This window comes from Tractidigestivibacter scatoligenes (assembly GCF_001494635.1).
GTDB lineage: Bacteria > Actinomycetota > Coriobacteriia > Coriobacteriales > Atopobiaceae > Tractidigestivibacter > Tractidigestivibacter scatoligenes.
Genome location: NZ_LOJF01000010.1, coordinates 1 through 12496, shown reverse-complemented (window position 1 = coordinate 12496; position 12496 = coordinate 1). Strand labels below are relative to the sequence as shown.

Sequence of the window (12496 nt, the reverse complement as noted above, 5' to 3'; positions counted from 1 at the left end):
CTCATAGAGAGGCGGTGTCATGCACATAGCGTTGATTACCGGTGCGTCGAGCGGGCTGGGGCGCGAGTACGCACGCTGGGCAAGCGACCACGGCGGCTACGACCAGATCTGGGCCGTGGCCCGCAGGCGCGAGCGCCTGGAAGAGCTGGCGGCCGAGCTCTCGACCCCTGTGCGGCCAGTTCCTCTCGACCTTACAGACAAGGCCTCGATTACGCAGCTTAAGGGGCTTCTCGACGAGGCGGCATCGCAGGACAAGGCGCGTGGCGAGAAGTTCTCCGTGGGCCTTCTCGTCAATGCGGCCGGCCTGGGGAAGTTTGGCACCTACGCTGACATGACCTGCGAGGAGGTCGACACGATGGTCAACCTCAACTGCCGCGCGCTTGTCGACGTGACGCAGGTAGCTCTTGCGCACATGGAGCGCGGCGGACGCATCATCCAGATTGCGTCCAGCGCGTCCTTCCAGCCACTGCCCGGACTTAACGTGTATGCGGCGAGCAAGGCGTTTGTCCGCAGCTACACGCGGGCGCTCCGCTTTGAGCTGCGCGGTCGCGGCATCTTTGTGACGGCGGTGTGCCCGCTGTGGGTGAAGACCGAGTTCATCGACGTCGCACGCCAGACGGCCAACGGCCAGACGGTGCGTCATCCCTTCCCCGTGCTGGGCGCGCGGCGGGTGGTGCGCTGGTCGATGCTGGTGAACGCCGTAAACTATCCCATCGCCACATGCTGCGTGACGGGATTCCTCATGAGGATTGCCGACAAGATCGTTCCTGCGCCGGTCATCATGTGGATCTGGGAGGGCGTGCGACGAATCTAGTCGCGAGGGCGCCCGGAGCACCGGCGGGTCCCCCGTTGGCTGACGCCAGAAGGTACGTTTTCTCAGGTATTTCTTCCAAAGCTCTCCCTCCGGCGCCGTTTTGACGCCGGAGGGCTCATCTCGTACGGAATCCCGTCGGAAGCCCCTGTTCAGGCGCCCTTTTCTCGCCGGAAGGCGCATTTTTGCAGAGAGGGGCACCGCGCTCTCGCATAGGAGAGTCGCTTCCCAGCGAGAACCACCGCCGACTCTAGCGCGGGCCGCCGCCTCTTCCGCCAGGGCCACCGGCATCGCGAGGTCTGCCAAAGCCGCCGCGACCATCGGGACCAGGGCCGCCGGGGCCAGGCCTCATGCCGCCATCGCGCGGGACGGGCCCACCCCAGCCCCAGCCGCGGCCCCAGCAACCCCACATGCTGGGTCGGTCAAACCAGCCACCTCCCCACACGGGGCGACCCCAGCCAAAACCTCCACAGAAGAGTCCACGGAACAGTCTCACTGCAAGAGCCACCAGCAGGACAACAACGATCAAGAAGAGGATCATCGTGCTCACCTCCAGAACGGTCGGCAGCTGGACTACCGTGTTCACCCCAAATGGGGCACGACCGCCGGCCAATGACGAGAAGGTACCCGCCCCTCGTAGCGTCGAACGGCACCGCCCCGGGCACCACACTTCTGACCCAATGGTCCGGCGAACCTGAAAGACGCCCACCGTCCGCCGATGCCGGAATGCACGTTTTTTGCAGCCATCGCGTACGGAAGTCGCCCTCCGGCGTCATTCTGACGCCGGAGGCCCCATCTCGTACGTAATCCCGTCGGAAACCCCTGTTCAGGCGCCGTTTTCTCGCCGGAAGGCGTATCTTTGCAGAGAGGGACGCGCTGTTCTTGCCAGGAAGAGCCGACACATGGCGAGAGAAAAGCCCCGCCTCACAAGGAGGCGGGGCAGTAAAGCAGTTCGCAGATGCCGCGGCTAGCTCTTGCGCGGACGCATCCTGCGGACGAGAAGGACGCCGGCCAGCGCCGCAAGCGTTCCGCCAACCCACGGCAGCGGACTCGGCGTGCCACCCGTCGAGGGCAGCTCGTAGCCCTGGTTCTTCTTCTCGGAGTTGGTCACCGTGATGGTACCGGTCTGGATGCCGTTGTTGTTGGTGTACGACACGTCGTAGGATCCGGTACCAGGGGTGTATTCGGTACCGTTCACGGTGTAGCTGACCTCCGTCACCGTGTAGTTGTAGGTATTGCCCTTGTCATCAGTCTTGGGAAGATTGTCCCAGCTGTTGGTCCAATTATTGGAATCGGAAAGCACCACAGTTTCCGCCGTCGAGCTGCTTCCCTCCGGCGGGGCCGTCCATGGCTTGTCCGAATTGGCAGTAAGCGTCGGGAGATCCCAGTTATTCATCTTGACCTCAATGGTCGTGGCACCGGAGATGTACTTGCCTTCCACCGTTACTGATGTTGGTGCAGTAAAGTCCCCGTATTTCTTATCATTCACATATACACTGAAAGACTGGTTCCATCCATATCCAACATTAAACGAGAAGTCCGAACCGTTCTTAACCTTGACGGTGCCGTCACTCACACCGTTGCCTTGGAGGAGGCTCACCGAGGGATTCGCATTGCCCCCATTGCTACCCTCGCCTATTACCTTTACGCTTGCAGAGTAGTCCGTCGTACGGTTAAGTGTGAGCTTCACAAAAGACCCAATAGGAGCAGAAGTCGAGTAGCCCTTCTCGTCTGCCCAGCTCTTCTTCACGGTGAGGCTCGTGTACTCATTTGGCACGTACATTGAGCTTATTACATTGTTATCAAAGAACTCGACGCTCGAGGTTTGCAGGCCAAGATAGTTGCCGCTGTCGTCCTTTGCATTGCCTGCATTTGCCTTCGAGAATGCGCTGTCATCAGAATCGCTTTCCTTCACATTCTTGATGATGAAGTAACGCACAACGGAGTTCCCAGAATACCCGGCAGGAGCCGCAACCTCCACCAGTTTATAGAGAACATCAGAATCGAGTGAGTCTGCGTCCTCCTCAAGATCGTAGGTGATAGCACCATTGTCATCGGTGACAAGGTCTCTATTGGTATACTTCTCCACCCATGCCTGCTGCGAATTGTCCCACTGGTAGAGCTTGAATTTGGCACCCTTGAGCTGCTTGTGGAAGTTATCCGCATCCACCTTGTAAATAACGAGACGTGCCTTGTTGGCATGCGCGGAAGAAGATGCCTTAATCAAGCTAAGGCCCTTAGATTCAGAACTCTGCCCGTTGAGAGAAGCCTCATTGGTGACCCATGCGCCATTAGCAAAAGAGCTCAGCGAGTACTTATAGACGAGAACACACGCCATTCCATCAGGCACTTGCGCCGTAATCGTATGTGCCTTGCTATCGTACTTAACCGAGTATTTTTCCCCATCGACCTCACGGTTTGGATCGTAATGATGAGGCTGCGAGTAGTCATAGGCATAGAGCCTGACCGACGACGGATCCAGAGAGCACTCAATACCATTGGAATTGAAGGTATCGGTTAGCGTAAGGCTGTTGGAGTTGGGGTCGAGGTCGGTAGCCGTCGGATTGATCTCGATGTAATAGCTCAAATCATTCGTTGGGTTACCATCGCTGTCATAGACCTGCTCTCCGCTCTTAGAGAAAGCCTCTTCGTCACGGTTCACCGTGGTGTTTTGAGTAGAGGAGCTCTCCCCCCACTTGGCAGTATTGGAGTAGGTCTTCGTGGTCGAGCCGTTGTTCCAAGAAGGGTCCGACTTAATCGACACGTCGTAGTACAGGGCAATCGTTTGCTTCTCGGGATTGGAGTCATAGTGGAAGTTGGGGATTGTAATGGTGAGAAGAGTCCCCCCATCCTCCGTGGTACTTGTAGTTAGCTGGGGCGCGTTTGCCTTGCCCTTGCCAAGATCCACGCCAGCATTGTTAGTGGTGTCCTCGTAGTACTCGTCTTTGAAAAACGCCGCTCTTATCGAATCGTCGACATACGTCATGCCCTTCGGGAGCGTGTCAGTAACGGTGATCGTCGTGTTGTCATCAGAGGGATCGGTTGCAAGGTTGATGCGATAGGTGAGCTTGCCATCCTTAATCTCGCTAAGCTTAAAGGACTTGTTGCCGCTCGCCGCCTTGTTATTGCCGGTTTTGACCGACTTCAGGATGCGATGCGGCCTGGTGTAGGTGACTTGCGGCTCGGACTCCTTGTTATCAATCTCACCCTTATTCTTGGCGTTAATGGACTCGCCCTCTTTGACCTTGGTGGTGTCCATGTACGTTGGATACGCACCAATCTTCATGTTCGTAGCGCTAAACGTAATTCCATCTGCGATTTTCACCTGTACCTTGAAACTCTTCACAGGTATGGTGGTATTGCTAGCATCAACCGTATTGCCAGTGCAGTTAAGGCCGTCGTAGTAGGTCACCGTAAAGAAGACGTCCTGCTTATCGTGGTATCTGTAGTAATCGTCATAGTATCCTGTGCCATTGCCGACATAGCGATACTTGTCATAGGAGTTGAGGTTTACACGGAGCCCATCGTTGCCCTTGAGCGCCGCATCAAGATCAGCCGCAATCGCATAGTGGCTGTCAGGGCCAAGGTCTGTACCGTTTCCGTCCGTAGCATTCTTGATGTTATCTGTATACGTATACGTCATCCCAGAGAGGTTGCCCTCCGGAAGAGTGGCATCTGAAGACCAGGTCTCTTTACGGATTCCCTTCGCCTTGGTCGCGTCCGCCACGTCGGAGACATGGGTCTTTGAGATGTTGGTAGTGCGGTGCTCGACATCAACGGTTCCCGTAGATTCAACCTTCCCGCTATTAGTCCACGTTGTTGCCGTATTCGCGAAACTGGTGTTATCGCTTGCGGGAGCGTCTGTGTAGATGTCGATGTAATAGGTCTTAGTCTTCTGGTCACCAGTAAGGCCTAGGCTCGAGAAGTTGAAATAGAGATTGCTCTCATTGAAGCTGGAGTCATTATCGCTCGTAAACGTGTGGTCAACCTGACCATCAGAGCTAAAGACCCTGTACTGCGACATCTTTGTGCCACCTGGCATGGCATCGGTCACAAGCCAGTTCGAGATATCCTTCTTTCCAGTGGGGTTAATCTCAAGCCTCCAAATGATGGAGTTACTATCCTTGTAATACGTGCCTGTCTTGGATACGTCCTGCTTGAATTCCACGTGGTCATCATCACTGCCGCTGTTGTTGCCAGAGGAGGCATTTGCGTTATTGCTGACCATGGCTGATGAATCTGTGGCATTCACGTCTACCGTATACGTGAGCACATAGCTCTCACCCGCCTTCAGCTGCGGCAGAGTGCCGAGCGAGAAGGTCGGGCCATTTGTACCGTTGTCATTCCACGAAAGGCCATAAGAAGATGGAGTAAGCGTCTCCCTGCCGCTGCTAGAGATCTTTACCAGCTGGAGGGAACCCCGCTGATAGGCAGGATTGGCATTGTTCTTATAGTACTTGTTCAGATAGTCCGTGAAGCTCACCGGACCAGACGTGCCCTTATCGGAAGAGATGGTTACGGAGTAGTTGATGGTCTTGTTATCATCACTCGGAGAAGAAGTCTTGCTGACTTTCACATCGTGGTTGGTGTCCTCGTTGCCGCCGCCGCCCTGCTTCTTCTTGATGGTAATCTGCCCGGAGTTGTTTCCAAAGTTGATGGGAAGGTCTTCAGTCGTGCTGCTGTTGCTCACAACGCCATCAAAGGTAACGTCACCGGTAATTGCTCCGCCATCCTCGACCACTTTGTCGTAAAAAGTAAGCGTAACGAGGCCGCTCGTTGAGATGGTGTAGTCGCCGATCTCCTCACCATTCCTCGTAATCTTGCCAGAAAGCTCCTGATTGGGTTTAAGCCCCTTAGGTATCTGATACCTAGCCGTACGATTGGTGGCGGTGATAACATTCGCCGGAATTTTGTAGCTAATGTAGGTTTCCACCTGATCGCCATCATTGAACTCGGTCGCAGGCACCATCTTGTTGCCCTGCTGCTTCGAGACCGTCACCGTCTTGAGGTACTGCGTGAGGTCCACGCCCGTCCCATTGGCGTCTGCAAGGGTGGCCGAGGGTGCCGCAGCCATCAGAGACATTGCCTCAACACCGGCCGAGTCCTGCTCGTCGTCAGTCGTGGCCTCGACGGTCGCCGTCGCAGCGCTGTCATCCGCGCTCTGAGCAGACGCCTCTTCCTCCGCCGCCTTCGCAACCTTGAGACTCACGGAATCGTTCAGCTCGATGCTCGCAAGACCGCTGTCGTCGCAGGTCAGCTGGTCAAAGCCAAGGTCAAGGTCCACGTAGCCGTTCAGCGCGCTCGCGGTCTTCTCGCCAGCGTCGGCCGAAGCGTCGCTCGCCCCATCGCCCTGAGCGCTACCCGCATTCGCCGTCCCAACGTCGTCGTTGAAGGTCAGCGTGAGCACGTCGCCGTCCAGGCTGTACGTGCCGATGGCGTTCGCGCCGTTCCTCGACGGGTCCCCAACCGTGGGGCTGGCATAGACCTCGCCCTTAATCGCGCCGGTAGACGTGTCCGGATGAACCGAAGACGGCACCTTGTACTGCAGCGTGGTCCCGTTGGCCAGCGTACCCGCAGGAAGCGTGAACGCCACACGAAGGCGTAGCTCGGCATCGGCGTCCACTGCGCTGCCGCCGTCCGTCTTGCTCCAGGCGTCGTCGTCTGCGCCCGCCGGGCGCCAGAACACGGCCGAGTCGTCGTTGATCGCGTTCCTCAGCGCGTCGCCGCCCGTAAGCGCGTGCGCCGGGTACATGAGCAGCACTGTGCACACCACGGCCACCGCCGCGCCAACCACAGCCGCCAAGCCGAGAAGGCCATGCCTCCGGCGGTTGTCCTTGAGCATCCTGCTTGCTTTTTCGAAGAGTCGGTTCATCGTTTCCTCGAATCGTCGTCTCGATCCGCGTACGCTGCTCGCAAGCCTCCTGCTAGGAGGACTGCGAGCAACCCACCCAGGTCTTCTCGCCAAACGACCCCTCGGTGTAGACGAGAAGGTCAAAGTTGTCGTTAAAGTCCGCGCTCGTCGTACCTGCATCCGCAACGGAGAAGGTTCTCCGCGCACCGTTCACCTGCACAAACACAAGCCTGTCGCCCGCCTTCAGCGCGTCCAGGCCGGCCTCGCGCGCAAGCCATGCGGGCACGCGCACCACAAGCTCGCCGTCATTGCCCTCTTCAAGCGCGGGGACAAGGCTCGCGTCCTCACCCAGCGTCGCCACGGGAAGGTCGAGCAACGCGTCCTTGCAGACAAGCCGGCCCACCACGTCGACGCCCTCGAGCTGCGCCACAGGAAGGGCCGCCGGGTCCTCCTCTGCCGCGGGCCCAGAGGCAGGCACCGTGGCATCAAGGTCTGCCAGCACCGCCTGGCAGAGCGCACTTCCCTCGCTAGCCTGAGCCGTCGCGCGCTGCATGCCCTGCCACCAGACGAGAAGCCCGCAGGCCACGAGTGCTGCGCCCGCAACCAGCGCAAACCGCCAGCGACGCGACGCCGCGCCGGCAGCACCGCCGCGCTTCTCGCGTGATGTCAGGCGAGCATCGCTCACGCGCGGCCCTCCTCCCTGCGACGTCCCGCAAGGCCGAGAAGAACCAGTACGCCACCAGCGCAGAGAAGCGCCGCCGGCACCACAGGCGAGGTGGGGTCGCCCGTGTTGGAGATGGAGCCAGGCGTGCGGGGGTTCTCGTGCTTGCCAGTGGGCGCGGTGTTGGTGAGCGTGAAGTCCATGCCGTCCTGGCCAGACTCCGAGTCTCCGCGCGTCATGAGGACCGAGCACGTATAACCGGCGGGCACGTCCTTCTCGCGCACGGACCAGTTGCCCTCACCGTCCCAGGCAAACGTCCAGTTGTTCGAGGCGTCGAGCGTGACCTCTTGGTAGAGCTGGTCTCCGTTGTAGATGGCAACCTGCACGGACTGAGGACGCGTGGAAGCGCTGTCACCCTGCCAGAGCTTGGTCACGCGGTTGTGCTGCGTCTCTGCCGGGCGAACCTCGAACTTTGCCTCCACCTGGCAGTCCGTGGCATACGTGCTGCCGTCTACGCGCGACACAATCACCAGGTTGGGAAGGGCGGTGTAGGTTGAGCCGCCCACGGTTGCAGGGTCTGCGGTGAGAAGGTACATGCCAGGCTCGAGTCCGGCAAAGCTTGCCTTGCCGCCAGCGACCGTGGCGTCCTTCTCGTCAAAGGATCCCTTGCCAGAAGCAACGTAGCCCAGGTAGCTGGACGCCGCGGCTGAGAGGGTCTGGGCGTCGGTCGCCTCGCTAAAGGTTGCCGGGTCGATTCCGGTCTCCGTCACCGCATCCTCAAGGGCCGGCACCGCCGTGAGCTTGCCTGCCGCGTCCATCCGCGCCACAAGCGCAAGGTGGAAGCCCTGCCCCTCGGCTGGGCACTTCTCAACCTCAAGCGAGCAGACTGTGCCGCGCGCAATGCCCACCTGTGCGCGGGCGGTCGCGGGCACGGCGGCAAGCACCGCTGCGAGAAGGACCGCCACAGCCACGAGGACTCGCCCTGCGGAGCCAAACGGCTTTGTCTCTCTGCGTGTCACGACTGTGCTCCCTCTCTCGTACCTACTACAACCTTTGATGCTCGCCCGCGTGGTGCGCCTCGGTGCCGCGTGCCGCCCGTGCCTCTGCTCGGACCACTGCCCGGACCTCCACCCGAGCCGTCCGCGCGCCTTCGCACCGCCCGGACGAAAAGCGCCACCAGCAGCACCAGCGCCGTGAGCACCACCGCCACGATGGCGGGACTCACCTGCACCGCGTCACCGTCCGCAATCGCCGCGCTCTGGTTGGGAATGCGGTGGCCGCGCACAAGCAGCCGGTGAGTGTTCACCCCATAGGGCGTGCACGTGACCAGCGTGCAAAGGTCCAGCCCGTCGTCTATTGCCAGATCGTCCAGCTCGTCGGGCAGGACCACGCGAATCTGGTCCACCTGGTAGGTGAGCGTCTTGTCCAGAACGTGCAGCATGAAGACGTCACCCTCGCGGAGCTGGTCGATGTCCGTGAACAGACGCGCGGACGGAAGACCCCTGTGGCCGGAAATCACGCAGTGCGTGCCCTCCCCGCCAACCGGCAGCGAGGAACCGGGAATGTGGCCGATGGCAATCTGCAAAATCGTGTCGTCCGTCCCGTGGTAGATGGGAAGAGAGACGCTAATCTTGGGGATCTCCACGTAGCCCATGATCCCGGTACCGGTCACGTCGAGCGTCTGCTCGTACCTCTCGCGCTCCTCGTCCGAAAGCGTGAACCGGCTACCGTCGTGCGAAAGCGATTGGTTGTACGCAACCGCCTCGTCCCACATCTGCTGGTTGCGCTCTGCGGAGTTGTCGCTCACCACCTCCTGATAGGTGGCGATGGCTTGCGACTGGTGCATGGAGTTCCACCAGTCGCTCACCGAGGGGTAGAGCATCATGCCAACGCCAACGATAAGAGCGCAGCTGAGAAGGACCTCAGGTACGTGCGTCCTAAGCCACCTTCCCATCTGCACCTCCTTTCGCGGCGTCCGCGGCCGCCCCCCCGTGGCTGGGGCGGCCGCTTGGCATGAGAAGAACTAAGGAACAGGACTATGCGTCACGACGCTTGTTGCGACGGATGGCCAGGCCAACGCCCGCAGCAACAACGATTGCTGCACCAGCGACGTAGAGGACGGTGGTGCCCATACCGCCCGTGGAGGGAAGCGTGGAACCCTTCTTGTTCACGACGTCGGTCGTGAGGGAGCCGGCATCTTTGTCAGCGGTGAACGTAGCCTCGCCCGTGGTCGCGTTGCCGGAAAGGCTGGTCAGCGTGGGGCTGTCGGATTCGGTATCGTGATCTGCGCTGATGGTGAACTCGATCGGGGTAATCGTGTTGTAGCCAGCGGGGGTCGTGGTCTCGGTGAGCTTGTACTCGCCGTCGTCCAGGCCCTTGAACTCGAAGCTGGTCTCCTCGCCGGCGGTGAACTCCTTGACGGTCTTGTACTCGGTTGTGCCGTCGGTCTTCTTAACCTTCTTCTCGAGCTTGAACGCGGCGCCAGCCAGGGACTTCTTATCCTGGTCGACCTTGTTCACGACGGTCTTGTAGGTGAAGACGATGTTCTTGTCCTTGGGGGTCTTGCCGGTCTCGCCCTCGCCACCCTTATTGGGGTTGTTGGAGTAGGTAAGGTCAACCTCGTTGGGGTTGCCAGCAGAACCGAGAACGGCGCTCTCGTTCAGCTTAGCGGTGTAGTTCACGACGACCTTGGTGTCCTTGTCGAGCGTGACGCCGTCGATGCCCCTGAGGTTGTTGCAGGTCCAGGTAACGACCGTGGAGCCGTCCTCCTTGGGGGTAACGACCTCGGCAAAGCTCGAGGTAACGTCCTTGTCGCCAATCGTGACCTTGGCGTTCTTGGCCGTGTAGGTCAGGCCCTTGGACATGGTATCGGTGAACACATACTTGTAGGTGGTGTAGTCGGCAATGTTGGAGGGCATGGTGCCGGTGATCTGGTACGGCACATCAGCGCCGATCTTGTAGTCGGCAGAGTCCTGCCAGTCGGTGGTGTCGCCGGTGGACTCGTTCGTGTCCTTGACCTTCTTCACGACGGTCGGGACATCGGACTTGATCTTGGCCTCGGTGTCGCCCACAACCTGGACGATGAACTTGGTGTAGGCGTCAGACGTGTTGGCCTGGGTGCCGTCCTTGTCCTTCACCAGATAGTAGCCGGCGTCAAGGCCCTCGATAACCGTCGAGTCCTTCGCGGAGGTCACGGTCTTCGCAGGCTTCGTGAGCGTGAGCTTTTCCTCAAGCTGCGCAATCGTCATCGTGCCGTCGCCCAGGGCCTTCGCCACGTCAGCCGCAGACTCGGTGCCCGTGTAGGTGACGCCCTCGCCCCACTTGGCGTTGGAGAGGGCCTTGGTGCCGTCCTCCTTCGTCGAAAGGTCACCAGTGAAAATCTGGTATGCCTCGTAGGTGTGGCCCGTCGCGGTGCCCGTAAGCGTCAGCTTGTACGTCGAGTCTGCCGCGTACGCTGTGGGTGCCAGCGTCAGCGCCATCACAACCGCAAGCACGGCAGTAATGACGGACGTCAGCTTCTTGCTTAGGTGTTTCATTGTCCTTCCTTTCTCAGCATGAGTAGCCTTCTCGTGCCATACACAGCCCAATGTCATCGCAGCCGATTACGGGCCACGGTCACTCGCATGTCTCATAACGACCCCACCACCCCAAAGCTTCCCAGGGGCCACACCCGAAGCGCGAGCTTGCCCACAATCTGGTCCCGCGGAATGCAACCCACCTGCGTGAGGCGGGAGTCCACCGAAACGGAGCGCTTGTCGCCCATCACGAAGTACGTGTCCTCAGGCACCTGGTAGGGCAGGCTGATATCGCACTGGCCCAGGCTTTTGGCACCCGCCTGGAGGTAGGGCTCGTCGATCATCTCGCCGTTGATGCTCACGTTGCCGTTGGAGTCGATGTCCACCCAGTCGCCCGGGCAGCCAATCACGCGCTTGGTGAGCACCTTGTTGTTGTACGAGAAGGCCACGAGGTCGCCTCGGCTGTACGAGGCGGACTTGGTGGCCGCCACAATGTCGCCCTCGTTCAAGGTGGGTGACATGGACTGGCCATAAATTTTGAAAGTAGGAAGCACAAAGGTGGAGAGGAGCACGGACGCCGCAAAGACACCTACCAGCGCAAATGCTACGTTGCGCCTAAAGCCGTGCCTATTCCGCAGGCCCTCGGTGCGCTGGAGCTCTTCATCTATCTGGTCGACAGTGGGAAGCTGGACTTGGCTTGCGCCCTGGTTACGCTTGCTCCCAGCTGCCTCTTGTAGTCGTGGTCTTCTCTGCGCGGCGTTCATTGCAACCGCCCCGCACCGTCGCGCTCGGGCATGGAATCATTCCCGTGCGCGCTCATTTTTCTCCACCGGGCCTTCTGGCGTCGCGTCTCCCGAGGTCGCTACGCCCCTGCTGGGAGACCCCCCCCCGAGTTTGTTTTGCTCGACGTTGTAACCATAGAGGTCAATCGCGTGCTGGGCGTCAACAAAGATCCCCGCCAAGCGCAACGACGCCTCGGCCAGAGACTCGGAGTCCTCTATCTGGATTCGTCGGTCCTCGAGCTTCTTCTCGGCCTCTTCCGCGCGACGAGTGGCTTCTGCCGTCTGGGCGCGGAGACGGTCGTTCTCCTCCATGGCGTCACGCAGGAGCTGGAGCAGCTGCACGCGGTCGAGCTTGCTGAGGTCGAGGGCGTCTGCGGGGGCATGGCCTACCGGAGCCTGCTTGGCAGCAGGCAGCGACACACGCTGGGGCGCGGAATCCTTGTGATCGTTGCCCCGGCGAAGGCCAAAGATGCCGCTTATTGTGGCGGTGCGGGGGAATGTCAGTGCTGGCGCGCCGGGATGGCCGCGCCTAGCATCTGCGCCATTATCAGCAAGCAAAGCACGCGGAGCAGAGATGAGGGCAACAGCGGAGAATCCGCCTGCAAGCAGCATGTATGTTGCAGGAGACAAGAACATGTAAACCCTCCTCCTTTCCCTGTGCGGATAAGGGGCACGCCGTGCAATGTCAGCCAGATGGGTGGTCGAGGCGAATCAATTAACTCACGATAGAGCGACTTCCAGACCCACTTTGCAGGATGATAACATAGGTATTGTTTATGCAAACTTAAAAATGACTTGTGGGACTGCGGTGGGAATCCTGGACCAAATCGGAACAGGAAGGAAGCCGCATGCACAGCGCTGAGCAGAGAAAGATCG

9 protein-coding genes are annotated in these 12496 nt (G+C 59.7%); 1 reads left to right on the top strand and 8 read right to left on the bottom strand.

Annotated elements, in window-relative coordinates:
* The first annotated feature begins 19 nt into the window (after positions 1-19).
* Positions 20-814, top strand: coding sequence for an SDR family NAD(P)-dependent oxidoreductase (locus AUL39_RS07210; RefSeq protein ID WP_059054932.1), 795 nt, complete (start codon positions 20-22; stop codon positions 812-814).
* A 247-nt stretch (positions 815-1061) separates the two neighbouring features.
* Here AUL39_RS07210 and AUL39_RS11095 read toward each other — a convergent pair whose 3' ends face one another.
* The 8 genes from AUL39_RS11095 to AUL39_RS11305 all read right to left on the bottom strand — a co-directional run bounded on the left by AUL39_RS11095 (position 1062) and on the right by AUL39_RS11305 (position 12256).
* Entirely contained in the window at positions 1062-1352 is a 291-nt protein-coding gene (locus tag AUL39_RS11095) for a hypothetical protein (RefSeq protein ID WP_153001587.1), read from the bottom strand.
* A gap of 426 nt (positions 1353-1778) precedes the next feature.
* Entirely contained in the window at positions 1779-6653 is a 4875-nt protein-coding gene (locus AUL39_RS07205; protein WP_059054931.1) for a SpaA isopeptide-forming pilin-related protein, read from the bottom strand.
* An 82-nt stretch (positions 6654-6735) separates the two neighbouring features.
* Positions 6736-7347 carry a hypothetical protein gene (locus tag AUL39_RS11090; protein ID WP_059054930.1) on the bottom strand — a complete coding sequence of 204 codons (612 nt, stop codon included), beginning with the start codon at positions 7345-7347 and terminating at the stop codon, positions 6736-6738.
* Positions 7344-8342: a Cna B-type domain-containing protein gene (locus AUL39_RS07195; protein ID WP_059054929.1), complete on the bottom strand. Its 999-nt coding sequence runs from the start codon at positions 8340-8342 to the stop codon at positions 7344-7346. Before AUL39_RS07195 ends, AUL39_RS11090 begins: the two co-directional genes overlap by 4 nt.
* Positions 8339-9277, bottom strand: a complete 939-nt coding sequence (locus AUL39_RS07190) for a class C sortase (RefSeq protein WP_070807587.1) — start codon at positions 9275-9277, stop codon at positions 8339-8341. Before AUL39_RS07190 ends, AUL39_RS07195 begins: the two co-directional genes overlap by 4 nt.
* 82 nt (positions 9278-9359) lie before the next feature.
* Entirely contained in the window at positions 9360-10859 is a 1500-nt protein-coding gene (locus AUL39_RS07185) for a SpaH/EbpB family LPXTG-anchored major pilin (protein WP_059054928.1), read from the bottom strand.
* 92 nt (positions 10860-10951) lie between these two features.
* Complete coding sequence (gene lepB, locus AUL39_RS07180; RefSeq protein WP_082667309.1) at positions 10952-11602, bottom strand: signal peptidase I; 651 nt, start codon at positions 11600-11602, stop codon at positions 10952-10954.
* A 36-nt stretch (positions 11603-11638) separates the two neighbouring features.
* Positions 11639-12256, bottom strand: a complete 618-nt coding sequence (locus tag AUL39_RS11305) for a hypothetical protein (protein WP_070807586.1) — start codon at positions 12254-12256, stop codon at positions 11639-11641.
* Positions 12257-12496 lie beyond the last annotated feature (240 nt).